Below are 25455 nucleotides of genomic sequence, written 5' to 3'. Positions count from 1 at the left end.
TCAAGGTTCGCTCGGATGCGTTCGAAAGCTGTTTTGGCAGCGCTCTCCTCGTTTGAGGCGAGCACATACCGGTAGGAGAAAAGGCCGCACGGTCGAGAAACGTCTTTCTGTGGTTCAGCGTCTCTCCAACTTAGTCTTCCGTGAACCAGGACGTAATAGCAGCGCACTGCCCTACATCCCATCGTCGCTGAATGTCTGCAATGGGTCGATTGCAGACCCTCAGCTTACGTCAGCAGTGGGTGGAAAGCGGACCTTCGCTAATCGGGACTCGTCCGAACCCAGATGTGCGGCACTCCTTGCTCACCAGCCCACTCCGTAGCGGCGGCCAGTGCTGCTTCTATTGATACGTCACTCTCAGGCAAGGACACGTATAACACGCCCTCTCCTGAGGGTTTGAAGCCATAGCCACTGCCGAGGAAACGGCCATCAGCGCTCGCCTCAACTGTGAGCCACGGCTCATCATCCGACAGGTGCGGCATTCGCTCGCCGGGTTGCAAATAGATGAGTTGGATCATCGGCCGCCTTGTCTCACGACGCGGCGACTGTCTGCAACGGGTGGAAACCGGACGTCAGTAACGAGGCCTAAGTGGCCCGCCCAGCCGCATCTCCACCACATCCCACTCGAACACCCGGCCCGTCCTTTTCTTAACAGCAAACCAACCCATGTTTGTGCTGCATATTCCATCGCATTTCCGGTTGCTGTGCAATGCCAGCACATAGAAGCCTTCAGGGCTGTCGGCGCTTTCGATTGGGTCGCAGAACGCGACAACTGAGACAGGGAAATGGTTCGCCGCTGCGTATTGAGTTTTAACCCGTTCACAGGCTGCCGTGGCAGTCGACACGCGGGCGGCAGCAAGAGGTGCGGTAGGAGCCAATAGCCCGGTCGCAGGCAGCACCGCAGCGAGCAGCATGATTTTACAAACCCTTCGTGCCATCGGGAGATTGTAGCTTCGCAGCGAATGTCCGCAATGGGTCGATTGCCGACCTCCAGCTGAAGCCCGCTAAGGGTGGAAAGCGGACGTTCCCATGATACTCAAGTGGCATGTTCAAGGTCATCGCTGGCAGCGCCGTTAGCCTCCTCGTCTCCAGTTGTGGGAGCGACTTCATTCACGATGAGCGACTTGCGGGGCCTTACCGTCTGGTCGCCGTTGATACAATGGAACAGATGAGCCTTTGTCGCGACATCGACCCGAGCGGGAGCTGCGCAGGCGACGGTCTTGCTGGTGAAACGCTTTTCGCAGCGGGGGCTAACAACCGTTTCATTGCGCTGGCCATCCATCCGAATGGTGACCGCACCAGAACTGATTTTTACTATCTCGTAAGAAGCGCCCGAGAGGCGGATGACGGTGGACGAGGGGCTGTCCTCAAAGGCCCGTTAGACGAACGAAGCTTCGCTGAAGCCAAGGCAAGACTTGACCTACCGCGGTTCTCGCGGGTCTTCTCGAACCTGAAGTGAATGTCTGCAATGGGTCGAACACAGACCTTCGTTGAATGTCAGCCTTGGGTGGAAAGCGGACGTTCGACAACGCGCTCACCAGACTGTTTCGAGAACCTCGACTGCCGCACGTTGCATTAGGGGTCGTTTTGCGTCTTGACCGCAGGTCCAACTCGCTGTGCGAAGCGCATGAACGCGTTTTGATCGCGTTCCTTCAGGGCAGCGCATACTTGTTTCAGTTCTGCGGCACTCAACGTTTGCCAGCTTGCAATGAGGTTTCGCTCCCACTCCGCTTCGTGCCGTTCGACAGCATCAGTTACGGCGTGCGCAAGCTTTTCGCGCGATTTGGAGTCATCTCGTGCCGCCACCATGCCAGCCGTCTGCGTGCGCTCGACAGCCATTGTGAGCATCGACCTAAACTGCTCCCTCGGCTTGAGCGCCTGAACAAGTCCTTGAGCGTCATCGGTGGCGCAGCGAGGTGACTGACCGCAAGCGCCGAGGGCAACTAAAGCGCTGAGAATGAAAATGCGACGCTTCATGCCAAGAGCGATAAAGCTGAATGGTTACGGCTTTCAGACTGCGCCTAACGTCCGCTTTGGGTCGTAAGCGGAACTTCCGCTTTGAAGCGCAAGGCGCGTAAGCAGAACTAGGCTCGAAGTGGAAAGCCCCGCCAGCCGAGGGGGAATCGCTGGCGGGGGCAGATTCGGCAGCTGATGGTTGAGCTAACTGGAAGGTTGCGGTCAAGCCGAGCACGATTGCCACCGATACGAACCTGAGCATGAGGATTGACGCTGATAACTTAGTCAGTTTTTCTGAACCTCTAACCCGATGTTAGAAGGCCTGACCCCGAAAAAGCTAGCGGATGCAAGGGCCTAGGTGAGATGTTCAGTCCCGCAAACTTCGGCTAGCAATCACATAGCAAGCACAGGTCAGCAATCGCGGGTGTAAACCGTGCCGCGTTCGTCATCTTCGAATTGCTCGATCTTGCCAGCCCTGATCAGTCTCCCGAGCAAGGCAGTGAGGTCGTTATCTCCGATCATAGGCATCGACTTGAGCGCAACGCCAACAAGGTCTTGGTATGTCGCGGGATTACTCGGCTCCCGCTGCCAGACATAATTGCAGATAGCCTGCTCGATGGCCGCGTTCATTGGCTCAGCTTACCAATCGTCGTCTCGGCGGCAAGGTTTCGCTACACGTCGTTGAGCGATTAGAGCGAGTGCCCTACTGTTGAGGCGCGCCAAACCGTCATTTTGCTAAAACGGGCGGGCCTCAAGAAGTGCTCAGCTGAGGTGGAGTTAATGTCAGCTTACGACCCAAACCAGACATTGGATTTACGCTGATTTAGGCTATCTTCGTGAGACTGGAGAGTGCTAATGGAGAAGACGATCATAGCTGTATTGGCTATTGGCCTGCTCGTAGCGATGTCGCTCTGGGCTAATCGTCGTTTTCGAAACGAGCGCCGGCTGCCGATGCAATGGTCACTCAAGGGCTCCGTTAATTGGACAGCGCCCCGACCACTCGCCCTTTCATTTGTGCCTGTGCTAGCCGCGATTATCCTCACAGCGATGGTAGCTCAGCCCGACTTCCTCAAGCCTCGGCCCGGTCAGGAGAGCCTTGTTTTCCCGGCGCTGCTTTTTGTCGGAATACACGCCCTACATATTTGGCTGATAGGAAGAACTCTCCGCTCTAAAGCTTGAAACGGAGGTCCGCTATTCAACCGTTGCGGACCTTCGTCAGAGAGGGAAGAAGATGGGAATTGTGACCACCGCGGTAATCCAAGTAATCAGGTTCAATGGTAGCCCTACCCTCACGAAGTCGAGATAATTGTACCCGCCCATCTGATATACCAGCGCGTTAGTTTGGTAGCCGAACGGGGTTGCAAAGGCGGCGCTGCCAGCAATCATCACCGCAACCAGGAAGGGCTGCGGGTTTGCGTGCAATGCCTCCGCGAGTGCCACCGCAACGGGCGTGAACAGCACCGCCACAGTGGCGTTTGACAGCAACTCCGTCGCAAACAGGGTTGCGCCGTAGATAACGATCAAAGCCGTCAACGGGCTCATCCCGTCCAAAGATGCGATCAGCCAACGGGTTCCGACTTCTGCGACGCCCGTAACTTCCATCGCGATCCCGAGCACGACCATACCAGCGATTAGCATAAGGACATCGGGTCTTAAGCCGCTGTACGCTTCGTCGGCAGTGATGATCCTCAAAAGAATTAGCAGAACCGCGCCGGCGAACGCGCAAGCTGCGATGGGTGCAACGTTGAGCGCCGCCATCATGATCACCGAAGCAAAGATCGATAGGGAGGCGATCGCCTTGACTGGCTGGAACCGGCGGGTCGGAACGAAAGCCGTGGGCGAACCGACCTGCGTTGCAGCAAGGCCTTCGTATCCCTCTTGAATGGCAGCTTCTGCAGCTGGGCCGCTGGCGCTTTCGCGTTGCGGATCCGCCCGGATCAGCCGACCGCTGAAAAGCAACAAGTACAGGCCGCCGGACAGCGCAACCACCAAACCTACAGGCGTGATGTCGAACAAACCGAACTTGGGCAGTCCTGCCACTCCTGCCATGTCGTTCACCAGAAGATTGGTCGAAGTGCCGATTAGGGTGCAGCAGCCACCAAGTACCGCCGAGTAGGAGAGAGGCATGAGGAAGCGCTTGGGCGAGAGGCCGAGCGATTTCGCAGCTTCCCGCACTACTGGTGCGGTCAAGACGACTATCGGTGTGTTGTTAAGAAACGCAGACGCGCCGCCGGCGACCGCAATCACTACCCACAGGCCAGCTCTTCCCACTCTCCGGCAAAGCGCAACCAAGCCTCGAATTGAGATGTCGAGAAGTCCGGACAACTCCATTGCGTAAGCAATGACGAAGAGCGAGGCGAGTGCGACAATGGCAGGAGCGGCGAATGCGCTTTGAACCTGAATAGGTCGAAGAACGCCGGTGATCAGGAGTACGGCAGCGCCTGCGAGCGCTACAACGTCGGCACGCAACTTGTCCCAGATCAGCGCCGCAACCACAGCGACGAGTACAAGCAGGGTGATTGCTTGAGGTGTGAAATGCACGCTCATGCCGACTTCGGAGAGCTACTGCTTAGCTGCACGGTTCTTGCGAAAGATGGCGGCGATTAGGACGCTGAAGGCAAGCAGTCGGATCAAAAATATGTATTCCCGCTCTTCATGAGGGATATTGGCAAGCGCCTGCACAGCCTGACCAAGGCCCAGAAGGCCGAACGCAATCGCAAAGGCGAGGAATAGCCCGTCATCCGTTCGTTTCCAGAAGCGGAGGAAGAACAAGGCCGCCACAAGGAACCCAAAGGCGACCGAGCCGGAAAGGAAGTCGAACAAGGTCACGCCGCATCGTCCTCCAGATCCCAGATGAAGCCGAATAGAAGGACCGAGATCGCGGAGAGCGACAACAGAAGCCTTCCAATGCGCAGGTTCACATCCGTGAAGATGAGAAGGTCCATGACCAGCAGGAGGTTGTTGCCAGCAAGCAGGATGAAGCAGGCGCTGCTCCAAAGTAAAAGACGCTCCCGCGAACGCGCATAGCTGCGCCCTAGCAGCCAGGCACAGCAGGCGCTGGTCAGGAAGCACAGGACGTACACGGCGGCGGGGAAGATTTGCTGCACAGTCAATCCTTCAGCCGGAAAGCGTCTGAAAAGGCCGTCAGGCCCTTGTTGACCGAGGCAACGATCAGTCGCCGCACTCTGTCTGGTTTAGAGCGGTATAGTTGCTCTGTTTCGTCGACAAGCGCCCGCACTTCAGATGTTACAGGCATGTAAATGCAGGTACCGTCCTCGCAAGTGACCAAGCCGCCAGCCACCAGTGCTTCCAAGGCCCTATCAATCACTGCGGGGCTCGCACGGAGGGACAAGACCAAGTCTTCAGTGCGGCATGCGCGGCCTTCCTGCTTGAGAAGCAGCAGCAGTTCCAACGCCCAAATAGACCGAAAGCTCGAAGCCACGAAGGCTACCAGTTCCTCTTCGGATGCCATGTGTGCGCACTAAACATGCCTGCTCCCAGTTCAACCACTTGAGGTAAGAATGTCTGCTTGCCACCCCTAGCAAACAACCCGAAAAGGTCTGGAACCGACCATTTCAGAGGTCGGCACAGAATCTAGGTAACCGCGTTCTTCAGGCGCTCCTGACACCGGAGGGCACATGAGCAAGCATAAAGGTTGGCTGGTTGTAGCGGAGCTACTAGTGGTGTTGGGGATATTAATCGCGCTAATAGGTCACATCTCTTAGCCGCTGCAGTTTGCCTCAGGCGGCGCTGCGCGCCGTTTCCAACCATTGCGGTCGAACACCGGTTCGGCGATTAAGTCGCCTCAGCCTTAGAGAAGCGAGGACGGCATCGGCCATGGCGTTTGACTTAGCTCTTGCACAGCGTGTGCGCGAGGCGCTCGCATCGCAGCATGCGCTTGCTGAGCCGGGGGTCGGTCCGATGCAGATAGGTGGACGATCCACCAAGGGCTTCGTCTTGATTGATCAAGACCAGCTGAGTTCCGATCTGCTTCTGATGGGATGGGTGCAGCGGGGCGTCGCCTTCGCCGCTTCATTACCTTCAAGGAACAATGCTTAGGGATAGAGTCGCCTACAGTTGCGAGCGAATGTCGCTGGAGCGTCGGCTTCCGACCTAGCTCAAGCTGAGCTGCACCAGCCCCGTTCTCACGGGGTAACGTAAGGCGGGACCTTACGCTTCAGCAAGCCGTTAAGGAAGCTTCTGAGGTGATGTGATCAAGGGCAGGCAGAGATGAGCAGCGAGCCCTTCTTTGGTCTGGCACCCGAACATGTGGCGATGGCAACGGTAGGTGCAGGCATCGTCCTCGCCTACTGGATTCCTAGGTACTTCTCGGGTCGGGAACCAGCTTCCTCAGCGCTCCTCATTGCCATCGGCATGGTTGCCTTCGCCTTTGTGCCTGGCATGCCGGCCGTCGTCGACCCCCGCACCTCGCCGAAAGTTTGGGAGCGACTAAGCGAACTTGCCGTCATCGTCGCGCTCTTCGGAACTGGCCTGCGCATCGACAACCTCACCAACTACAAGCGTTGGCAGCCTACTGTTCGCATGCTCCTCGTCGCGATGCCGCTGACCATTCTTGCCGTTGCGGGCCTTGGCTACTGGCTAGCGGGAATGACACTTGCGGGCGCAATCCTGCTCGGTGCCGTTCTTGCTCCTACGGACCCGGTGCTTGCTGGCGACGTTCAAGTTGGCCCGCCCACCGAAGGCGGGGAGCACCCGGTGCGGTTCACACTCACGACGGAAGCAGGTCTGAATGACGGGCTTGCGTTCCCATTTGTCTACCTCGGTTTGATCGTTGGAGCGGAGGGGTTCCTGATCGGGGACCTCGCCACGGAATGGCTCGCCAGAGACGTATTGTACCGCATAGCTGTGGGCGTCCTTGGGGGAGCAGCGGTCGGCACCGTATTCGGGAAGATCATTTTCCAGCTTCCGCGTGGCAACGCCTTGGCGGAAACTGGGTCCGGCGTGCTTGCGCTCGCCCTTGTGCTTCTCACCTACGGCTTCACGGAACTGTTGGAAGGATACGGGTTCATCGCGGCTTTCGTCTCCGGACTGGCGCTGCGGCGTGTAGAACAGGAGCATCAATTCCACGGGCGGCTCCATAGCTTTACGGAAGCCATCGAGCACGCACTCACTGCCATTCTCCTGCTCTTGATCGGTGGCTCTCTCCCGCTGCTCTGGGGTGAGTTGGATTGGCGCCATGTGGCGATTGCCGCTGCCCTAATAGTTGTAATTCGGCCTTTGGTCGGCTGGTTGAGCCTGGCTGGAACCGACCTCGCCGGACGGTCGCGTTTCGTGGTGGCGGCATTTGGCGTTCGCGGGATTGGATCGATCTATTACCTAGGGTTCGCTACCGGGCACCTGTCATTCAAGAATGAAGGGCAGCTCTGGGCTACGATCGCCTTGACGATCCTTCTGTCAACGATCGTGCACGGCCTTACGGCTGGAGCAGCTGTAGAGCGTGCCGAAAAGAAGGAGCCCGAGACTAGTCAGTGAATTGCCTCGCTCGGCACACCGTCGGGTCTTCATCGGCATCTTCCCCGAAGACCTCCTCCGCTTCGTCCACTTCATAGTGGGTGCTGATGATAGGTTTCGTACATTTGAGCACGGCAAAGCCGAGGATCCCGGAAGCTAGCGAACCTGCAAGCGTCCCAATCTTAGCCTCTTCCACCAGCAGCGGATCTCCAAAAGCCAGATCGCCTATGAAGAGGCTCATCGTGAAGCCGATGCCGCACAGGAGTGACGCGCCGTAGATGTGTGCCCAACGAAGGGATTGCGGTTTCGGCGCAACTCCGGTGCGATCGGCGATCCAGACCGCACCAAAAACACCTGCTTGCTTCCCGAAGAGCAGCCCAAGGGCGATGCCCACGGGAAGCGGGTCGAGCAGCGCCTCCGCTCCGGGGAAGGTCACGCCAGCGCTGGCGAAGCCAAAGACCGGCACGATCCCGAACATCACATAAGGATGAACACGGTGCTCGAGCTTCTTCAGAGGCGAGTAGGGCTCCCCCTTCCCTAGTGGGATCGTCAGTGCCGCGAGCACTCCGGCGATGGTCGCGTGAACCCCCGACTGAAAGACGGCTATCCACAGCAGCACGAAACCGAGCAGAAAGGGCCAAAGCTTGCGGATTCCGAACATTGTCATAGCAGCCATAATGCTCACAATGATCGCCGACGCAGCCAACGCCGGTACGCTCAGATCCGAAGTGTAGAAGAGGGCGATAATCGCAACCGCTCCGATGTCATCAATAATCGCGATTGTGACTAGGAGCAGCTTGATCGAAGCGGGAACGCGACCGCCTAGGAGCGCCAGCACGCCCAGCGCGAAGGCGATGTCGGTTGCGGCCGGGATCGCCCAACCGCTGCTCAGCGTCGGATTGAAGCCGGTTCCGAGCTTATAAACTAGTGCTGGGACCGCCATCCCAGCAGCGGCGGCAATCATCGGCAGGCGCCTCGCTGCAGGGGTCGACAGCTGACCGTCATACCATTCGCGCTTCACTTCCAACCCGACGAGTAGGAAGAAGACGGCCATCAGGGCGTCGGCAATCCAATAGTGAACCGTCAGCGGACCAACGTGCGAGTGAAGGACCTTGTGGTAGCTCTCGGCCAGTGGCGAATTAGCAATGACTAGCGCTAGTGCCGCTGCCCCCATGAGCGCGAGCCCGGCATTGCGTTCGTCGTTTGAGGAATGTTCTCCTGCCACCGCGCCGCCATGCACAGCTACTTGAACTCACGCAACTTGCCTGCCCGTGACGGCCAGGTCCCGTTATCATAATTAGCAGTACGCTGGTCTAAGCCGAAGTTCCGCTTTCCACCCTTAGCGGGCGTCAGCAATCGACCCGTAACGGTCATTCACCAAATCGAGCAGTCTTCTGAGAGCGGACGTTCTTTCTCTGATCACGAAAGTCGCGGTTAACCATTTTAGTTCATGAGCTCCATGCTGGAGGTTGGAACGCGATGCGGTTGGAGGGGACGTTCACGAACGGAGCGGTTGAACTCGTTGGTTCAAATAACGGGCCGTTCTCGTCCGTCATGCAGGCTTGCTATCCCTACCTCCTCAGCGACTTGAGCCTCCTGCTGAACATGCTCCAGGACCTTCGCAAAGAACTGTCAGGGGTAGCTGCCACGGCCCGTCGGCATGGCTACACGCTTGCTAAGATCGAAGCGGCAGAGAAGGCCATCTCAGAACTCCGGGGATCGAGTCTGACGCGAGATCACCTTGTCGCTCAACTTCGATCGGTCCTGAGGAAGTTGGGCGGGGTGGGAGATGATCTCGTTTCGTCACCTGACACTGTCGCTGAGCACGGTTTTAAGCTTCAGCACGTCGATCTTACAGCTCAGTTGCTGAGCTCTACGATCGTCGCAGCTGCGTTAGAAGCCGATTTTGACCCGCTTACTATGGCAAGGCTTCAGAACTTGCGGGCTTGCTGCAAGCAGGCGCTCAGCGGCAATGCCGCGCCCATGGTCGCGTTCAACGCTTAACCTTCCACCGTTTACCCTTGGCGCGCGTCTGCTCAAGTTCTGGAACCGACCCATTGCGGACATTCGCTACGCGCAAGTGGTTGGCAGTTACTAATTGGGAACTACATTCCTCTCGCTAGGGCGTGCTGAACCGCGCGCGAGAGAGTTTTATCGACGCCGTCGCGGAGCGTTGCCACAGTGACCGGTAAGTGAACGTCCGGAACGATCCCGCCGTCCTTTTCTGCGTGCCGCGCAACGTAGCCCTTTAGAGGCAGATCAAATTCGATACCGCTAAATGGCAGCTTCACGAATAGGAATGCTCCCCCGTTTACACCACGTAGGTTGCCACCGGTCGTTTCGCCGACGAGTGTTACCCGTTTGGTCGCCCGCGCGGCATTGATGAACGCGAAGGTCGCCGAGCTGTTGACTGGGCTAGTCAGGACAACCACCGGACAGGTGATGCGCTTCGCCGAAGGTTCAATGACCGAAATAGTTTCCGCCGCGACGGGACGGAAGTATCCATTACCCAGTGGGTGTGCACCGTTTCCGAGCGTATAGAAAGTCTGATCCCAAGTGCTGCTGTTCTCGCGCAGCAGCGAGGGCATTTGGTCGAAGCGCAGACGGAGGTCGAACGGCCAGCCGCTTAACGGTCGATTGATGAGCCTCGCGAGGATTGGGTCTCCGCAATCGTCTCCGCCCTCGTTCTCGCGAATGTCGACGATCAGTCCCTTTGCATCGCTGAGGCTGTCGAGCCTTTTCTCGAGCCAGGTTCGCCAGTCCCAATTGCTGTTCCACATCGCCCAGCCGGGCATGGTAAGAACGACTACGCCGTCAGCTCTGCGTTCCCACTGCCAGCGTGGCTCGCCGCTCTCTGGGGATATCCTAGTCATCATGGCACGGCGATCGGCGAGCGAGATAGGAGCACAACGGCAGCGCACCTTTCGTCCATCAGGGGTGCGAACGAGAAGATCGTGAAACCCGCCAGCAGGCGGCAGCAGCAAACCTTGGAAGACATCGAAGGTCTCGTAGTCTTCCCGACCCTCGACGCTCAGCAGGCTGCGCCGCTTGCTATCGTTGGCACCATCCCCCCGGGTGTAAGGCAGCAGCAATTCGAGCACCGCCGCGGCAAGACGCCCATTTAGCTCCAGCACCTCCGTACCACGCGGCAGGCCCATGTCGCTGGGGTCTCGTGTCACGATCATGCGAGAACCCACCCAGCGGAACCAAAAAGGGAGGCGTGTCTGCCGCTCGAACAGCCGCTTCACATCGGCATCGTTCTGATTGAAGAAGTTGGCATAGCTGTGCCCACAGCGGATGGTCGCGAGGTGCCGGGAAAGAGCGAGGTAAGCGGCTGCTATGTCCTCGGCTTCGGCGGCCGCCGAATAGGCCGCTTCGAAGCGCGTCTGCGACGCCGCGATCTCGCGCGGACTACAGTGCAAGTAAAGCCCTGGGTGTATGGCCATAGCGGCGCGAAAGATTGCCAGGTCTTTCCCCACCCGCGTCTGCTGCGCAGGCCTGAGGGCGCAGATCTCTGAAGGGAAAAGGGCGGCTGCCGGGAGGGCAGCAGTGGCGGACAAAAACTTGCGACGGTTCATGGCCGAAAACTTCATCGAGGTTGGACCTTGCGTCGCCTCATTTTGCCGAGTGCAGCTAATTTTTCACGATTCTGAGACGACGGCGATAAGTCGAAGGAGGGACCCCGAACCGGGCCGCGAACGCCCGATTGAAGCTCGCCTTTGACGCAAAGCCGGCATCATGTGCCAAGGTTAAGAGATCTTCGCCTCCGCCGCGCTCGATAGCTGCTGCCACGGCGTCACTTCGAAGACCTTGTATGACTGCGGAGAAGCTTAGGCCCAGTCCTTCGTTGAAAGCGCGCGATAAATAGGCCTCATTGGTACCGACGATGCGGGCTGCCCCTCGCAGGGTGAGGGCGGGTTCGCGATACGCTTCGCTTTCTCTTAAGACCGTCGCCCAACGTCCGCCCTCCGCCTGCCAATCGCGTGTGGGACGAGGAGGCGCATCTTTGTCAGACGTTACGGCTTGAAGCCTCGGCCAGGGCACGTTTCCGTATCGCCAAGCCTGGATTGCCAGCCAAACAGAAGCCCCCGCAATAGCAAGATAGAGCGGCATCAACCCATCGAAGCTTAACGGTATGACGGTGTCCGTAAGCGCGTAGAGTGCCCAGACACTCCATAGGATGGTCATGGCGCTAGTTAGTTGAAGGAGCCAAGTGAGCCCGAAGCGCGCTTCGTCACTCCTCTGCTCGGTTAGCGTTTTACGGTAATCTGCAACCAGCCTTCGGACCCGCCTCAGAACCAAAGCAAAGAGCACAATTAGCAGTAAGTTCTCGGCCGTTCTGAACGCACGACCGACCACTTCTGCCCACTCCAACTTATCCGACAGTGGCAGTATGAAACTGGCGAGCTCGAACGAGACGGCAACGAAGCCAGGTAGAAACCAGGCTCGCAGCACTTGGAGTGGGCTGCCGCGAATCGTCATCTCAACATACGCAAGCAGCAACGGCGGGACGAGGAGCGGCTGAGCGATCGGGAAGAAAGTCAGCCATTGCCAATTGTCGTAAAAGCCGGCGAACCCGATCAACCAAGGCGTGAGAACACCTGTCAGTACGAGCAGAAGCACCGCCATGACCCGGTTTGCTCGCCGATTGTCGAAAGTGCGACAGAGGGCAAATGCGATCGTCACGATGACCAGTGCAGCCGAAAGAAGGACTGAGCTGCGCCAGCCGAAGGTTAGTTCCGATAACACCCATGAAGGTTGCCAATAGCTATGTGCATTCGCAAGTTGGTTGCCGCTACTGCCCTGGCTCGGTTGGCTATGGTGCAAGGCCGCTGAGCGTCTAAGGTGACCTGAGGTACCTTTTATCTAGTCATTGAAGCGAGAGGGGCAGCCATCCCGAATGTCCGCTTTCCACCCAATACGCATATGCAACGAACGTCTGCCTTCGACCGATTGCGGACATTGAGCGACGTTCCGCATTGAACAGAATGTCGAGATGCAGGCACCCGTGAAGGTCATGCGCCCTTCGCTTTTCCTCGTAGCGAGAAACCATAGATCGCCGTTGCGGCGATCCCGGCCATGATCGCGCCGCAACCCAGCCACAGTGCGGCATCGAATGGGGCGAGGGCCCATAGCGTAGCGTAGAGCAGCCCGCTTAGGGCCATTGACCAACCACCGAAGCGCTGGACCTGCCGGGCGCTGGCATTGGGGGTGAACGTCTTTGGCATCCGGTTGCCGTACCAAGCGACCATCAGGCCGATGATGGTCAACACTATCCGGGTAACCGTGTCGGCATCGAGCAAGCCCGCTTTCCGCGCTGCCGTTGCAGCGAGCGCCACCAGGATGATCCCTCCCGCCCACGTGAGGCTTCCGGTGAGTTCCCTGTTCATCGCGCACTCTCCTCGTTGATTTCGCGACCGTCCTCGGTGCTTCCGAATGAATGAACGAAGCTCAGCAGCGCATCTTCGAGCACCGAAAGCTTCAGATGGTATATGATAGACTTGCCGACCTTCTCGGCATGGATCAGGTCCGCATCTTTCAGCACCGAGAAATGCGCCGACATCGTTGGCTTCGAATATCTGAATTGCTCGCTAAGTTCGCCCGCGCTCATCGGTTTCTGCCGCAGCAGTTGAAGTACCCGCCTCCGGGTTGGGTCGGACAAAGCTTTGAATACCTGACTCATCATTCGATATTTAGCTAAATGACTAAACAAGTCAACCGAGATCTGATCTTGTCTGGTTGCGACCAAAGGTAGAGGCTGAGTTGCAAGGTCGCCTTCTCGCCGGGTCGCGATCTCCGGTCACACCTACAAGTTTCCATACTGTGAGGATTCAGAGCGAAAATGGTGACAACAGCCATTTGGAAGGCCTTGTACACACCCGGCCATGATGCCGCCTGCTTGATTGAGGGTGACCAAGGGTGGGTGCTTGAAGGGTGTGCGGTATACCTTGCAGAAGGACTGCCCACGTCTTTGAACTACCGTTTGGAGCTAGCTGCAAATTGGGAGACCCAAAGCGGCTCGGTAAGAGGATATACTGGCGGCGAGCCTATTGAGCATCAAATCCATCGAGATGCTGACGGCTGGCTGCTGAACGGGGTGCGGCAGGACGGACTGCATGACGTGAAGGATTTGGATTTCGGTTTCACTCCGGCAACGAATTTCGCTCAGCTGCGCCGCATGAACCTCGCCGTCGGAGACGAATGCAAGTTTGCCGTCGCCTGGATGGACCTAGACAGTGCCACCCTTCAGCCGCTGTCCCAGATCTACAAGCGGCTGTCGAAATGGAGCTATGACTACAATTCGCCCCAGGGCCCATACCGAGCCACGTTAGAGCTTCAGGCAAATGGCTTCGTCAGCTTGTATCCGAACTTGTGGCAAGCAGAGCCCAGCTAACTTCTGCTTTCCACCCTTAGCGGACATTCGCTGACATTCTGGAATCGGCCCTAAACAGATATCCAAGCCGATTGACCCTGAACACCTGCCGGCTGATTCCGGCTCCGAAAGTGCCAGTATCGCCCTCGTTCTGGGGACGCTTGCGATCTTCAACCGATAGCGCCAGCCCCCCGGCGCTTGGCCCTTGCCTCTGCCATATCCGAGGTGGGGGCCTTTCTTTTTACGGGGTCCGAAACCCGCCGAACCGATAGACCCATTAGGTGTTCTTTCGGTGTATTATCACCGAAGCAGGGCCTTCGTTGGTGGACCCTAAGAAAGCCGAAAACCGCCCACCGCGTTTGATTGCCTTTGAATGTTATCAAACGGCGGGCCTGTTCTTGCCCTGTTATTACAGGAGCCTAGCACTTGCGCGCGCAACTGCGGCATGGCTGTTTTTCGGCTGTATTATCAGCCAGCGCCGACACTGTTTCCCAACTGTATTATCAATGTCCGCTACCCGTTATTCACCGTTCGGAAACGGGCCGCTATTTCCCGGTAAGAACCGGCCAGCGTGATCTAACCGTCGTCTGCTTTAGGCCACACCACTTGATTGATTTTGATTAATTTCAAAACGCCAGCTCAGCCCTCATCCGGCGCAGCAGGGCGTAGAAGGCCTTTGTCTCAGCCGATCGCCGGCCATGGACCCACCTATTCTTGTTTCCCAAGGGTGCTCCTGGGTTAGTGCCGCCGTGCATTCGGCAGCGACCGTTCGGCATGGCGTAGGTAGGGCAGGGGCGACCAGAGCGGGTCTTGGCCCCGCACAGCCGAACTACTCCCTTCTTCTCTTCTATAGAGGTCTCTTCACGTGCGCCCGTGCGCGTATCTGTCTCATTATCCGAGTGCATGGGATTGAACGTCGCTTTTTCATCCACGATTCTGACCCCCGGTGTTGACGTTGTTGGCGATCACGGCCTGCCCGCCTTCCGCGACTGTCACGTGACGCACCACCTGCTCGCCTTTGCGCCGATGCTTCGCGAGCGCTTCCATCTGAGCGACGAAAGTTCGGCTAAACTTTGTGGCCAGGCTGGCGTTTGCCTGCCGCAGCTCCGCACTGGTCGAGTGCACGGCTTTCCGCATGGTGAGCATGGACATGTGATGTGTCGCCACCATCTGAGCGGCCAGCATCCCCTCTAGGCCGTCAGTTGGCCCGATCCCTTCCAGCATCGAGACTGCTACTCTTACGTCGAAAGTGTAATCGCCATCATCCTTGATCGATTGCGGGATGATGTTGAGTAGGTTGTTGAGGAGCATCGTTTGGAAATTCGCATCGTCTGAACCCATTGCGTTGCAGAGCCGGTCATGGGCCTCCTTCTCGCCCTGGATCGTCATCACGCCGTCTACGGCAGTGACCTTGCGAAACTCATTGGCCGGCACCTTGGCTATGTCCTTAGCCTGTTCGGCAGGTACGACCGCCTTGCCCTTGGCCTTCTTGTCGGTCTTCATTCCCACCCCTCCAGATCATCCAAGGGCGGGAGCAGGCCGTCATCATCGCGACCCACCCCCGCGTCTGGTATGCCGAACTCAGCCATCAGCTGGTCCAGTGCATCCTCGTCTTCTTCCAAGCTTAAGCAGCGGCTTGCAGGTCAGACCGCCGAGCCATGCACCTCTCGATAGAGGCCCACCATGCTGAGTGAGGGGCAGGGGAAGCGTTGTCGTTCCCCACACCCCCTTGGTAACATATATGTGTAGAGGATTCCCCAACAACGAGGGTTGGCAGTTTTCCGCCGATTGGCATTTCGACCGTAGAGGAATCCTCCACGGAGAACTCGGCTCTAGCGGCGAGTGTAGAGGAATCCTCCACCGTGAATTTTCCTTTATCGCCGTCCCGCCTGAACCGCTTGATGGCCGTTGACCTCGCGGCCTCCCGCTTCCGTTCCTTCTTGGTGAGAGGGAGACCATCGAGCGGCGGCAGAAAGTCGGGACCGGAGCATTTGTTGTCCTTACCGATCCAAAGGAGCTTCCAAGCCCGCGCCCGAGACTTGCTATCGTACTTCTGGCGAAAGCTGGCAGCCATCGCCTCACGCAGGAAGCCGAGGTTGACCAGCTCATCGAAAGCCGCGCCAGTTGCCTTGAGACAAACAAGCCCGAGCCGATCAGCCGCGTCCCGCACAGACAGGAACAGCGTGTCGCTGTTTCTGCCGTTGAACATGCTCTGCAACTCCCAGAAGAGATTGCGGGCATTGGGCGACAGGGCCGAGAACTGAGGCGACACCACCAGCGAGTGACGGACGTAGATAAAGCGCCCGTCCTGTCCGACGCCATACACGTTCCGGCCAGTCGCGTTTAACCTGTCCCGACGCCTAGCCATGCGAAACCTCCAGTTGCCCGCCAGCAGCCCGTAGAGCAGCCTCTGCGTCGGCAGCGGACTTGAAGGGGGCGAGGTAAGCACCGAAGCGCAGATCCTCTACTCGGCCCTCTAGGTTGCGAGCGTCGGGATCGACGGCAGCCCACAACGTCCCGCGCTGTGGGTGTGTTGCCGTGATGTAAGGCGACTTGGGCTTGGACTTGCTGCTCATGCGGCCTCCTCCTGCTTGTGTTCAGGAGTGACCCACACGATCGCGTTCTTGCCGGTGCTGTTGCGGCGCCTCAGCCCGCAATCTACGACAAGTCTCTTAGCCTTGAGTTCGCTTATTCTGGGCTGAATGCTCCAGCGGTCCATCCCACAGGCTTCGGTGCTTTCGTCTGAGGTGCGGCCTCGGGGTCCTTCTTCTCTAATGACCGCCAACGTCATCTTCTGAAGGCGTCCGATCTTCGGCGTCATGCCCTCTGCGGCTTCAATACTGGCATCGATGCCACGATGGCCCGCTACATCAGGGTAGCGGTCAGGCTTCTCGTTATCGTTGCTCACTGGGCATTCTCCTTGGCAAGCGGAGGCAGGCCAGCGCGTTCAAGGAGCGTCGTTAGCCAGTCGGATTGCGCCTCTGTCATCGGTGTAGGATCGACGGCGAGTTGGCCGAGAAAACTCCCAGCCTTGCGCGTCAGGCGACCACCAGCATTGAGCAGCGCGAGGGCTGCCGAACGCTGGTCGGGGAAGGGGTGAAAGGCTGGCATTGCCGCACCACCTTCCGCCCACCGGAGCGGTTTATTGATTGCCTTGGAGAGTGCATTCCAGTAAGAGGATGCAACCCTGGCGTGACGAAACGATTGGGGCATTGAGACCGCAGCGGGCCGGAATCCCGTTCGCGGTCTCGCTCATTTTGAGTGGGGCAGAGCGACACCCGGCGATGTGCGCTCATGTGTCACGCCGCCTGCGGAGCGCTTGCTTCGCCCGTCCCGTACGCGACTAGATCATCAAATCGGTAATAGACGCGGCCACCGACCTTGAACCACGCAGGGCCGATGCCGAGCGTGCGCCAATTCGCCAGCGTTGATTGAGATTTTCCGAGCACGAGACCAGCGTTCCCGCTGTCGCAGCGCCCAAGCGCGTCAACCGCGGCTTCAAACTTCCTAATCATCCAAAACCCTCCTTGACCGGACTTTCCCGATGCGTCAATGCATACACTAAATGACGGCGGATGTCTAGATTCTTGGATGCGCCGGCGAATGCATAAAGCAGGAAGTTGGGGACAAGTGGCCGAGATCATCTCAAGTGGGCGGGGTCGCCCCAAGAAGGCAGACGAGGAGGCGAAGCGAGCTGCGTTCACTTTCAGAACGACCGCACGCCTGAAGGATCAACTGACGGCAGCAGCAGAAAAGTCTGAGCGGTCCATCGCTCAGGAAATTGAGATGCGGTTGGAGATGTCGTTCCTTGAGGAAAGCCTTGTCGGCGGCCCTGAGATGGCGCTTTTCATCAAGCTACTGGCTGGCACTGTAACGCTGGTGGAATTGCAGACCGGCAAAAAGTGGACGGAGGACCGCGCTACCTGGGAGGGCGTAAGCAGCGCCGCGCGCTTCTTGCTTGAGGGTTTCCAGCCTCAGATCGACCTCGACCTTTTCGAAAAGCACAGGCCGGCGATGTGGGCGTTCATGGAGCCAGCGATCGAGCTCGACCGGGTGAGTACCAAAATAAACGGCCTGAAGACCGCGTTTCTCGCTGACGAAGAGATGCCCGTGGAAGTTAGGCGCGAGCTTGAGAAGGCCGAGGCGAAACAGGCCGAACTACTAAAGAGGGTTCAGAAAGCGGCTCAGGCGGTATTTGACGGCCCTCTCAAGGAGCAGGAGGATCGGCGGGCTAAAGCGATCGACTTAGGCTCAGAGGTCGCAGGCAAATTGATGGGCAAGGACCGCTTCAATTTCGAAATGGGCCACGGCCAAGGCAACGATCTAAGGTACGCCATTGGTCGCATGTTCGTCATCAGCGGAGTTGTGGAACCACTCGATAAGCTGAGGCCTGGCCGTGCCATGAATGATGAGGATCTATTGCGCGGCATACGGCGCATAGCCGCAGCCATCGAAGCGCGAGGAGCTAAGCCATCCGAGCAAGAGGAATGACCGTGGCGTCCTTGCCCGCCGCGATCCGCTGCAACTCGGCTTCCCAACGCTCAATGGCAGCCCGCTTTTCAGGCTTGAAGGCGTGCGTCTGATAGACCTTGCCGATACCCGTACGGCTCTTTTCCTTGTGGTTCAGTAGATGCTCAACAACCTCAAAGGCAAAGCCCATCGACTGCATGTTGGTAGCGAGGGTGCGGCGCAGATCGTGAGTGCGCCACGGCCTCAACGATCCGTCCTCCTTCTTCGCCAGTTCGGACATTTTGGCGTCCAACAGCTTCTTGGTCTTGGAGAAGCCCGAGGGCGCCGTTCCTGCACGGGACGGGAACACCAGCCCGTTGCGCGGCCACTTGTCCTTGCCAGTGGCTTTGTCGAGGATTGCGATAGCGGAGGAGGGCAGGGGAACGATCGTCTCTGTCCCGTTCTTGGCGCGAGCGGCAGGGATATGCCACTCCCCGGCCTTACGGTTCAGTTCCGCCCAGTCCATTCCGCCAATCTCGCTTCGGCGCTGCCCGAGCAGGGCAAAGAGGCGATACAACGGGCCGTAGGGTGCGCGCAGTTCTTCGGTGGAGTGCCACAGCCAGCGCAACTCATCCTCGTTCAGCGTATGGCTACGCTCAGCCACGACCGGAGGAGCTTCGACGCCGCTCATCGGGTTGACGGCAATGTCTTCATCCAGACGCGCTTGGCCGAACATGTAGGAGAGCGCCGCATAGAGGTTCCGCTTGGTCGCCGGCATGTCATCCAGTGCTGACAGTGCCTTGAGGATGTCCGCCTTCGTAATCGAGGGAAGGGGTTTGTCCTTCCACCGGCTGACAGCGTGCTTGACGAGACAGCCCTTCGTTTGACGCCACGACTTCGGCCACTTCGCCTTGAGCTTCCCTTCCGCGAAGCGATCAACGTAGTCGGCAAAGGCCAGCTCTTTCGCGATCCGCTTGGCTTCCTCCGCCGCGATCAGCGAGTCCTTCCGTTTGGTAGCAATGTCTTCCCCCTGGCTCACCAAACGAGACAGCCGTTCAGCCTCCTCCCGTGCCGTGTGCGGCTTCCAGCCCTTATTCGGCCCACCAATGGTGTAGCGCTTAGTCGAGGCACCGCGCCCGCCGAGACGATATTGGAGAATGTAGGTCAGCGCCCCCTTGGGCGTCAGCTTGGCACCGAACCCGGCGAGCTTGTCATCCCAAAGGAACTCGTCGCGGTCGCTTTTGACCAGCGCCTTGATACCGTCAGCCGTGATTTTCCCGACCGCCATTGAAGCCTCCAGCAATCACCTAGCAAGCACGCTATCAGGATTTTGCAGGAACAAAAAGGGGTAATTAGGAACAGAACATTGGGAGAACCGCCGTAGTTTCCAGCGGTTTGAAGAGAGCCGCTCTTAAACTGTCCCTCTAACTACGAATCTGAGGGTCGGACGTTCGAATCGTTCCGGGCGCGCCATTTCGAACCACCGAGCGCAAGCAAGCCGTTGCACGGCAACGGCACGACTGTGCGATGAGCTGGTGCGAAGCCAAAGGCTTGCTCGCCACCTGGCTCGACAGGTCCGACGGCGCGGAATCACTCCGCGCCGCCACTCCAGCGCTCAACGGTCGCCGCGGTCTCCTTCGCCCTTCTTCGTCTTGGTGTCGCTATGCTGGCGGCGGTCGGCTGCCAGGCTGCGACCAACATCCACCATGTCTTTGAAGCGGCCGTTCTCGTCGCGGCGAACAAAGCGCTTGTCGGTTCCGGTATCGATCAGTTCACGGGGCATGATCCTCTCCTTTCGACAGTGAAGAATCCTCGGCGAGTCCAACCGGTTCCCTGCCGCCCTCGCTTCAGGCTCGCCGCGCCACCCCGCTCAGATGCCGTCCCGCTGCCTTTGCAATCTCCGCGTCGTGGCCATGCGGCGACACGCCGTCCGTCCGCATGTAATGCTGGTCGATATCCTTCAGCAGCTGCTCGGCGTCTTCGCCGCCAACCATTCGGATCAGCGCGTCGAGCTTCGCCTCAGCACGATCGTCATTCTCCTTCGACGAGGGCGAGCCGACGTAAAGGAAGTAAGCGAGACCGACGACCTGCCACAGCAGTTGCAGAAACTCCGATTGCCAATTCTCGAACGTGTCGCGGCCCATCTCGTTGAGATATTCGGCCATCTGGGGCACTTGCCCGTGCGTTGCGGCATCGTCCGCATAAGCCTTCCAGCCGAAGAACCAGTGAAGCGCAAACGAGACAAGGAAGAAGGCGAGGGTTATCCAGGCGTAGGCATACCGGCGCATCAGCGTCTCCCGAAACCATTTGGGTTCCGGAACGAACGCCTGGAAACTGGAAAAAGGTTCCGCCGAGTACAGCCCTGAGGCGGTATCAGGCGGTCAGGGCCATTCCCGTGCAGGCGTCGGCCCGCTCAGCAAAGTCCTGGGCCAGCTTGGCGTGCCAGCTTCGGGCCTGTTCGGTGATTGCGCGCTGGGCAGCCGTGCGCTCCTCGGCGGCGCGGCGACGATAGAAACGGACGTTTGACTCCATGCTGCCCACCCTTGATTTCACCCTTGGCGGGCAGCTTGGCGCGCAATGCCTAAGAGATGGTTAATATCCACAGCGTCCCGCAGCGGAACAGATTGTTGCCATTGGGAGACAGATTGGAGGCGTTCCGCTTCGACGCTGAAACCGAACGACTCATCGCTCGTTGGGCCTTCCAAATGGTTGAAAAGGAAACGACCATGCTGAGTTCTGTTGAGCGTAACCCCTTCGATCCTGCCGCCCGCGGCTACCATGCCGTGTACCGGGAAAATGAAGTGAATCATTGCCCGGGCTGCGGCCGCACCCACTGGATGATCGGTCGTCTGCTGGCCGAATGTGCGTTCTGTTCGACGGCCTTGCCGCTGCAGGAGGCGTATCGCGTCGGGACCGGCTCGGCTCCCTTCATTCGCGGCCCTCGGCCCAGCTATGCGGAGCTCAACGCCGCCTGAATTGAGCAGCGGCGGCGTTCGGTGTAGACGTCGTTCTATGTCCGGGTGGAAGTTACCTGCAGCTTTGTTCGCATTTGTCGCCGCGCCTGCGCTTGCCGCCGGCGCGGCGAATTTTACGATCGTCAATGCGACCGGGCTCAACATCGAAACCCTGGAGATCCGTCGCTTCGGAACCGCCGAGTGGAGGCCCTTGCCCGCCAGGCCGCCATCCGGCGGACGTGGTCAGGTGGACTTCAGCGATCCCGATTGTGCCTTCGACATTCGCGCCAAACTGTCGGGCGGGGTCGACGCAGTCTGGCCGGGCGTCAATCTTTGCGAAGCGAAATCGGTGACGTTGAACCGCTCGGCGCGTGGCGCACTTTGGGTCGACTACGACTGACCGGGTAACGGCGCCGCAAATCGCCCACATGCGGTCCGAATGCCATGGCGGGCTTCGCCGGAGTTACGCTGTCGAGCAACTTCCCGCCCGCCAGGAACACCACCCCGGTGCAAGCAAACGCCAGCAGATAGCCGCTGAAGCCCGGATACACTTCCATATAGTGCCGCCCCCGCTCAATCGCGCCGAGCGCAATGGCGTAGATGACAAACCACGCCTCCCACTTGGTCTTGATGGTGAACAGACGGGCGATACGTTTGCGCATGTGAAGTATTAAGCAAACGCCATGCCAGTGGCGGAGTTCCGCCATTTAAGTCTGAAAGGATATGGTTACTTGTAAATTAACCCGACGCGAGCTGGGTCAGGTCGAGCAGGTCCAGCATCTGCGCCCGTGCGGATTCGACCGCCTCGATGAGACTGGACCGCCCCAAGTCCGCCACGGCAATCTCCTCCGGCCAATGGCTGGCCACTACCTCCGCCATCCGGTCGAGCTTTGCGTCGTCGACAAGGAACCTCGGGTCCACCGTTGCCGGATCGCAGGCGACGCGCAGCCGAAGGCAGGCGGGGCCGCCGCCGTTGGCCATGGACTGACGGACGTCCACCACCTCGACCCGGCGGATGGCACCGTTGCCTGCAAGGTGTCGCTGCAGCCATGCCCAGACCGACGCGGTCTCCCGCGCTTCGGACGGAACGATTAAAGCCATCTCGCCGCCCGGCAAGGTCACCAGCTGACCGTTGAAGAGGTAGGACGAAATGGCATCGGTCAACGGCACCTCGGCGGCAGGCACTTCGACATATTCGAAGCCCGGAACCAGCCGCGTACAGGTGTCGAGCAGGGCCGCCTTGTCCGCGAACGCCTGTTCGTGGGCGAACAGCACCGGCCCGTTCGCAACCGCCACCACATCATTGTGAAACGCGCCGGCAGCGATGGCTTCTTCCGATTGTGCCGCGAACAAGGTTCGCTCCGGGTTTAGCCTGTGCACCCGGGCGATGGCGCGGAACGCCTCGACATGCTGGCGTGCAGGAAAGGCGCCGCCGGCAACGCCGTAGACAAAGACCTCCAGGCCCGGTGCTTCGTGCGAAGGGGTGAGCCGCATATGGTTGGCGGCACCCTCGTCGCCGAAGGCCGGCGGCACCGGCCCGTGCACCGCGAAGTGCTGCTCGTTGCCGAACGCCAGCCGCAGCTGCGCGAGCGTGTTCGGCCATTCGTGGCTGCGGTGCGGCATGGTCCGCAGATTGGCCACAGTCAGGTGGCAACGCCCGTCGGCGGTGTCCGGGGCAGGGGAGACGGTGGCAGCATTGGCCGCCCACATCGGCGAGGCGGACATGGCATTGGCGAGCAGTTCGGAGCTTGCGCTGTCCACGTCGGTCGATAGCTGCGTAAGCCAGGCGCGATTCGGCCTTGGATGGGGAAGGAACATGCCCTGCGTCAGACCCAGGGCGATATTCGACCGCATCTTGGCGATGCCCTGCAGCGCTGCAGCCCGCGGCTGGGACACGGCGCCGGCGTTCTTCATCGCGGCAAGGTTGCCGAAACTGAGACCAGCATAATTGTGACTTGGCCCGATCAGGCCGTCGAAGTTGATCTCGACAATCGGCATCAGCGCGGCACCACCAACAGGGGGTCGCCCACGTTCACCTCCAGCAATGCGGCCGTCTCCGGCGTGATCGCCACGCCGCGCCGCTCGACGCGGCGAACCCCGGCGCAGCAGGCACGGAAGCCGGTTAGCCGGCCCGCGGAGAGGATGGACTTCCTTCCGCCGGGGACGTCGCCGATCTCCGCCACCGTGTCCAACCGGGCTTCGCGGATAGAGCGGATCTGGTCGGTCGGTGCGATTACCGTCGGGCCGCCGTCGAAAATGTCGACGTACCGGTCGAAGTGGAAGCCTTCCTCTTCCAGCATCCGTAAAGCCGCCCGGCCCGTCGGGTGGGGGTGGCCGATGACGTTCTTGGCATTGTCGGCAAGCATTGCGACATAGATGGGCGTGCGCGGCATCAGGTCCGCGATGAAGCGGGTGCCGTGAATGGCGTTGAACTCGTCGGCTTCCGGGAAGCTCATGTCGAAAAAGCGGCCCGCAAGCGCGTCCCAGAAGGGCGAATTGCCGGCCTCGTCCATCACGCCCCGAAGCTCCGCCAGGGTCCGGTCGCCAAAACGGGCGCGATGCTGCTTGATGAACAGGTAACGGCTGCGCGCAAGCAGGGCGCCAAGCCCACCAGCGCGTGCCTGCGGATGGAGGAACAGCCCGCCGACCTCGGACGAGCCCTCAAGGTCGGTCGTCAGCGTCAGCATCTGGTTGCGGAACGTCTTGCCCAGTTCAGGGCTGCTCTGCGTAAGGGTGCTGAGGTGGTAGGAATAGAAGCTGTGCTCGGTCCCCACCTGGCCGAACACCTGGCAGGTGCCGCGTACCCGGCCCGTCGCGAGATCCTCGAGCACGAAGACGTAGAGGTCACCCGCTTGGCTGTCCTCTTCCCGCGCAAAGGAGCGATCCGACCGCGCCAGCTTCTCGACCAGGGTGGCGCGGTCCGGCGGCAGGTTGGTGAAGCCGCCGCCGGTCAGCTTCGCCATTTCGTAAATGGCGGCGAAGTCGTCGCCCGTTGCGGGCCGCACTCGGTAGCTCACAGAGCCTCCCTCGCCAGACGGGCAATGGTCAGCGCGGACAAGGCCGCGCGCTCCGGCAAGCTTTCGACGATCAGATATTCCTCCTCACTGTGGATCTTGCCGCCGCGTACGCCCATCGTGTCGACCACCGGTACACCGCAGGCCGCGATATTGTTGCCGTCGCACACGCCGCCGCTAGGCTGCCAGTCGATCGCCTGGCCGAGGTCGGCACCCGCCTTGCGAACGATCTGGAACAGCAGTTCGGCTTCGCCCGTCATCGGCTTGGGCGGCCGCGCGAAGCCGCCATGCACTTCGATATAGACTTCATGCTGCTTCGCCGTTTCGTCCACGGCCTTGTCGATCAGCCGCTGGGCGATCTCCTGGTCGTCGCCGGTACGCGGCCGCATGTTGACGCGCAGAATGGCCAGATCCGGCACGACATTGTTCGGCGACCCGCCATCGATCTTGGCCGGATTGATGCTGAGCCCCGGAGTCTTCGACATCGCCAGCCGGAGCGCCAGTTCCGAAGCGGCCACCACCGCATTGCGCCCGTCGTCGGGATTGCGCCCTGCATGGGCTGAGCGGCCGCGGACAAGAAAGGAGAAGTTGCCGCTGCCCGGCCGCGACCCAGCAAGCGTTCCATCCGGCAAGGCAGAGGGTTCATAGGTCAGCGCCGCGCGTTTGCCCTGCGCCGCCTCGGCGATCATCGCAGCAGAGCCGAGCGAGCCGACTTCCTCGTCGCTGTTGATCAGCACTTCGTAGCCGACCTTTGCCGCGAGATCCGACGTTTCGAACGCGGTGAGGGCCGCCAGCATCACCGCCAGCCCGCCTTTCATGTCGGCAACGCCCGGCCCATTGAGAGTCGCGTCGTCCAACCACCGAGTTGCCTGGAACGGGTGATCGACCGGGTAGACGGTGTCCATGTGGCCGGTGAACAGCAGTTGCAGCGGCGCGTCGGGCCGGACCTGCAGGTGCAAATGGCGGCCGTAAGCGACCTCATCCACGCTGCCGCTGGCCGCGACGTTGCGCGACGGCTCTGCATCTATGAGCTGCAGGTTGCCGGGCAACGCGGCAAAGACGTCGCCGAGCATCCCCGCCATGGTCGCGAGGCCTTGGAGGTTACCCGAGCCGCTGTTCACCGCCGACCAGGCAAGCACCTGCTCAAGCATGGGCTGGGCACGGGCCACGTCGGTGATGTGTTGCTCGCTGCTGCTTAGGCCCGTCATAGCCGGCGTCTAGCCCGCCAGTCGGGGGAAGA

Annotated in this window: 35 protein-coding genes; 7 read left to right on the top strand and 28 right to left on the bottom strand. The window is 59.7% G+C overall.

Annotated elements, in window-relative coordinates; genetic code table 11:
• Positions 1–257: 257 nt before the first annotated feature.
• The gene (locus tag G7077_RS02755) at positions 258–515 is read right to left on the bottom strand and encodes a hypothetical protein (protein WP_166410385.1); all 258 of its coding nucleotides are present in this window, start codon (positions 513–515) and stop codon (positions 258–260) included.
• Positions 516–569: 54 nt separating this feature from the next.
• Positions 570–911, bottom strand: coding sequence for a hypothetical protein (locus G7077_RS02750; RefSeq protein ID WP_166410384.1), 342 nt, complete (start codon positions 909–911; stop codon positions 570–572).
• Between the two features lie 131 nt (positions 912–1042).
• Between G7077_RS02750 and G7077_RS02745 the strand changes: the two genes are divergently transcribed.
• The gene (locus G7077_RS02745; protein WP_166410383.1) at positions 1043–1456 is read left to right on the top strand and encodes a hypothetical protein; all 414 of its coding nucleotides are present in this window, start codon (positions 1043–1045) and stop codon (positions 1454–1456) included.
• A 116-nt stretch (positions 1457–1572) separates the two neighbouring features.
• Here the strand turns inward: G7077_RS02745 and G7077_RS02740 are convergent, their stop codons facing one another.
• The 6 genes from G7077_RS02740 to G7077_RS02715 form a co-directional block, all read right to left on the bottom strand.
• Complete coding sequence (locus tag G7077_RS02740) at positions 1573–1974, bottom strand: hypothetical protein (protein ID WP_166410382.1); 402 nt, start codon at positions 1972–1974, stop codon at positions 1573–1575.
• 390 nt (positions 1975–2364) lie between these two features.
• Entirely contained in the window at positions 2365–2583 is a 219-nt protein-coding gene (locus G7077_RS02735) for a hypothetical protein (RefSeq protein WP_166410381.1), read from the bottom strand.
• A gap of 585 nt (positions 2584–3168) precedes the next feature.
• Entirely contained in the window at positions 3169–4500 is a 1332-nt protein-coding gene (locus G7077_RS02730) for an SLC13 family permease (RefSeq protein ID WP_166410380.1), read from the bottom strand.
• 15 nt (positions 4501–4515) lie between these two features.
• Positions 4516–4782, bottom strand: a complete 267-nt coding sequence (locus tag G7077_RS02725; RefSeq protein WP_206367671.1) for a DUF5985 family protein — start codon at positions 4780–4782, stop codon at positions 4516–4518.
• On the bottom strand, positions 4779–5060 hold the full coding sequence (locus G7077_RS02720) for a DUF5985 family protein (protein ID WP_206367670.1): 282 nt from the start codon (positions 5058–5060) through the stop codon (positions 4779–4781). Before G7077_RS02720 ends, G7077_RS02725 begins: the two co-directional genes overlap by 4 nt.
• Positions 5061–5062: 2 nt before the next feature.
• Positions 5063–5425 (bottom strand): hypothetical protein, encoded by a 363-nt coding sequence (locus G7077_RS02715; RefSeq protein WP_166410379.1) that lies wholly within the window; start codon positions 5423–5425, stop codon positions 5063–5065.
• A gap of 758 nt (positions 5426–6183) precedes the next feature.
• On the opposite strand from G7077_RS02715, the gene G7077_RS02710 reads away from it, so the two are divergent.
• A complete protein-coding gene (locus tag G7077_RS02710) occupies positions 6184–7446 on the top strand; it encodes a cation:proton antiporter (RefSeq protein WP_166410378.1) in 1263 nt (420 codons plus the stop codon).
• On the opposite strand, the gene nhaA is transcribed toward G7077_RS02710, so the two are convergent.
• On the bottom strand, positions 7436–8599 hold the full coding sequence (gene nhaA, locus G7077_RS02705) for a Na+/H+ antiporter NhaA (protein WP_166412277.1): 1164 nt from the start codon (positions 8597–8599) through the stop codon (positions 7436–7438). The genes G7077_RS02710 and nhaA overlap by 11 nt on opposite strands.
• Positions 8600–8904: 305 nt before the next feature.
• On the opposite strand from nhaA, the gene G7077_RS02700 reads away from it, so the two are divergent.
• Positions 8905–9429, top strand: a complete 525-nt coding sequence (locus G7077_RS02700) for a hypothetical protein (protein WP_166410377.1) — start codon at positions 8905–8907, stop codon at positions 9427–9429.
• A gap of 101 nt (positions 9430–9530) precedes the next feature.
• Here G7077_RS02700 and G7077_RS02695 read toward each other — a convergent pair whose 3' ends face one another.
• The 4 genes from G7077_RS02695 to G7077_RS02680 form a co-directional block, all read right to left on the bottom strand.
• Complete coding sequence (locus G7077_RS02695) at positions 9531–11018, bottom strand: S41 family peptidase (RefSeq protein ID WP_166410376.1); 1488 nt, start codon at positions 11016–11018, stop codon at positions 9531–9533.
• 40 nt (positions 11019–11058) lie between these two features.
• Positions 11059–12054, bottom strand: a complete 996-nt coding sequence (locus G7077_RS02690; protein ID WP_166410375.1) for a helix-turn-helix domain-containing protein — start codon at positions 12052–12054, stop codon at positions 11059–11061.
• Between the two features lie 386 nt (positions 12055–12440).
• The gene (locus G7077_RS02685; RefSeq protein WP_206367669.1) at positions 12441–12815 is read right to left on the bottom strand and encodes an ammonium transporter; all 375 of its coding nucleotides are present in this window, start codon (positions 12813–12815) and stop codon (positions 12441–12443) included.
• Complete coding sequence (locus G7077_RS02680; RefSeq protein ID WP_166412275.1) at positions 12812–13108, bottom strand: autorepressor SdpR family transcription factor; 297 nt, start codon at positions 13106–13108, stop codon at positions 12812–12814. The genes G7077_RS02685 and G7077_RS02680 overlap by 4 nt, the downstream gene beginning before the upstream one ends.
• 159 nt (positions 13109–13267) lie before the next feature.
• Here G7077_RS02680 and G7077_RS02675 point away from each other — a divergent pair, with 159 nt between their 5' ends.
• Complete coding sequence (locus G7077_RS02675; RefSeq protein WP_166410374.1) at positions 13268–13819, top strand: putative glycolipid-binding domain-containing protein; 552 nt, start codon at positions 13268–13270, stop codon at positions 13817–13819.
• Positions 13820–14424: 605 nt separating this feature from the next.
• Here the strand turns inward: G7077_RS02675 and G7077_RS14455 are convergent.
• The 7 genes from G7077_RS14455 to G7077_RS02645 all read right to left on the bottom strand — a co-directional run bounded on the left by G7077_RS14455 (position 14425) and on the right by G7077_RS02645 (position 17313).
• Positions 14425–14703, bottom strand: coding sequence for an HGGxSTG domain-containing protein (locus G7077_RS14455; RefSeq protein ID WP_425505311.1), 279 nt, complete (start codon positions 14701–14703; stop codon positions 14425–14427).
• A 19-nt stretch (positions 14704–14722) separates the two neighbouring features.
• Complete coding sequence (locus G7077_RS02670) at positions 14723–15301, bottom strand: hypothetical protein (protein ID WP_166410373.1); 579 nt, start codon at positions 15299–15301, stop codon at positions 14723–14725.
• A 121-nt stretch (positions 15302–15422) separates the two neighbouring features.
• On the bottom strand, positions 15423–16124 hold the full coding sequence (locus G7077_RS02665; RefSeq protein ID WP_206367668.1) for a hypothetical protein: 702 nt from the start codon (positions 16122–16124) through the stop codon (positions 15423–15425).
• A gap of 34 nt (positions 16125–16158) precedes the next feature.
• The gene (locus G7077_RS02660) at positions 16159–16374 is read right to left on the bottom strand and encodes a hypothetical protein (RefSeq protein WP_166410371.1); all 216 of its coding nucleotides are present in this window, start codon (positions 16372–16374) and stop codon (positions 16159–16161) included.
• Positions 16371–16706, bottom strand: coding sequence for a hypothetical protein (locus tag G7077_RS02655; protein ID WP_166410370.1), 336 nt, complete (start codon positions 16704–16706; stop codon positions 16371–16373). Before G7077_RS02655 ends, G7077_RS02660 begins: the two co-directional genes overlap by 4 nt.
• Positions 16703–16909: a hypothetical protein gene (locus G7077_RS02650; protein WP_166410369.1), complete on the bottom strand. Its 207-nt coding sequence runs from the start codon at positions 16907–16909 to the stop codon at positions 16703–16705. Before G7077_RS02650 ends, G7077_RS02655 begins: the two co-directional genes overlap by 4 nt.
• A 188-nt stretch (positions 16910–17097) precedes the next feature.
• Positions 17098–17313 carry a MerR family transcriptional regulator gene (locus G7077_RS02645; protein WP_206367667.1) on the bottom strand — a complete coding sequence of 72 codons (216 nt, stop codon included), beginning with the start codon at positions 17311–17313 and terminating at the stop codon, positions 17098–17100.
• A 115-nt stretch (positions 17314–17428) separates the two neighbouring features.
• Between G7077_RS02645 and G7077_RS02640 the strand changes: the two genes are divergently transcribed.
• Positions 17429–18289: a hypothetical protein gene (locus G7077_RS02640; protein WP_166410368.1), complete on the top strand. Its 861-nt coding sequence runs from the start codon at positions 17429–17431 to the stop codon at positions 18287–18289.
• Here the strand turns inward: G7077_RS02640 and G7077_RS02635 are convergent.
• The 4 genes from G7077_RS02635 to G7077_RS02620 all read right to left on the bottom strand — a co-directional run bounded on the left by G7077_RS02635 (position 18264) and on the right by G7077_RS02620 (position 20779).
• Positions 18264–19535, bottom strand: a complete 1272-nt coding sequence (locus G7077_RS02635) for a tyrosine-type recombinase/integrase (protein WP_166410367.1) — start codon at positions 19533–19535, stop codon at positions 18264–18266. The two genes, G7077_RS02640 and G7077_RS02635, sit on opposite strands and share 26 nt — an antisense overlap.
• Before the next feature lie 327 nt (positions 19536–19862).
• On the bottom strand, positions 19863–20030 hold the full coding sequence (locus tag G7077_RS02630) for a hypothetical protein (protein WP_166409925.1): 168 nt from the start codon (positions 20028–20030) through the stop codon (positions 19863–19865).
• A 64-nt stretch (positions 20031–20094) separates the two neighbouring features.
• Positions 20095–20535, bottom strand: a complete 441-nt coding sequence (locus G7077_RS02625; protein ID WP_166410366.1) for a DUF6766 family protein — start codon at positions 20533–20535, stop codon at positions 20095–20097.
• Between the two features lie 85 nt (positions 20536–20620).
• On the bottom strand, positions 20621–20779 hold the full coding sequence (locus G7077_RS02620) for a hypothetical protein (protein ID WP_166410365.1): 159 nt from the start codon (positions 20777–20779) through the stop codon (positions 20621–20623).
• Positions 20780–20892: 113 nt separating this feature from the next.
• Here G7077_RS02620 and G7077_RS02615 point away from each other — a divergent pair, with 113 nt between their 5' ends.
• Both G7077_RS02615 and G7077_RS02610 read left to right on the top strand, forming a co-directional pair.
• On the top strand, positions 20893–21222 hold the full coding sequence (locus G7077_RS02615) for a hypothetical protein (protein ID WP_166409924.1): 330 nt from the start codon (positions 20893–20895) through the stop codon (positions 21220–21222).
• Positions 21223–21259: 37 nt separating this feature from the next.
• Entirely contained in the window at positions 21260–21601 is a 342-nt protein-coding gene (locus tag G7077_RS02610) for a hypothetical protein (protein ID WP_166410364.1), read from the top strand.
• Here the strand turns inward: G7077_RS02610 and G7077_RS13995 are convergent.
• From G7077_RS13995 to G7077_RS02590, 4 genes are all read right to left on the bottom strand, one after another.
• A complete protein-coding gene (locus G7077_RS13995) occupies positions 21528–21863 on the bottom strand; it encodes a hypothetical protein (RefSeq protein WP_246167327.1) in 336 nt (111 codons plus the stop codon). The genes G7077_RS02610 and G7077_RS13995 overlap by 74 nt on opposite strands.
• Positions 21864–21939: 76 nt before the next feature.
• Complete coding sequence (locus G7077_RS02600) at positions 21940–23199, bottom strand: N-succinylarginine dihydrolase (protein ID WP_166410363.1); 1260 nt, start codon at positions 23197–23199, stop codon at positions 21940–21942.
• Complete coding sequence (locus G7077_RS02595; RefSeq protein ID WP_166410362.1) at positions 23199–24218, bottom strand: arginine N-succinyltransferase; 1020 nt, start codon at positions 24216–24218, stop codon at positions 23199–23201. Before G7077_RS02595 ends, G7077_RS02600 begins: the two co-directional genes overlap by 1 nt.
• A complete protein-coding gene (locus G7077_RS02590) occupies positions 24215–25423 on the bottom strand; it encodes a hydrolase (protein WP_166410361.1) in 1209 nt (402 codons plus the stop codon). Before G7077_RS02590 ends, G7077_RS02595 begins: the two co-directional genes overlap by 4 nt.
• Between the last annotated feature and the right edge of the window lie 32 nt (positions 25424–25455).

The sequence above is a fragment of the Sphingomonas piscis genome (assembly GCF_011300455.1).
GTDB classification, from domain to species: domain Bacteria; phylum Pseudomonadota; class Alphaproteobacteria; order Sphingomonadales; family Sphingomonadaceae; genus Sphingomicrobium; species Sphingomicrobium piscis.
This window is presented reverse-complemented; position numbering and strand designations above follow the sequence as displayed.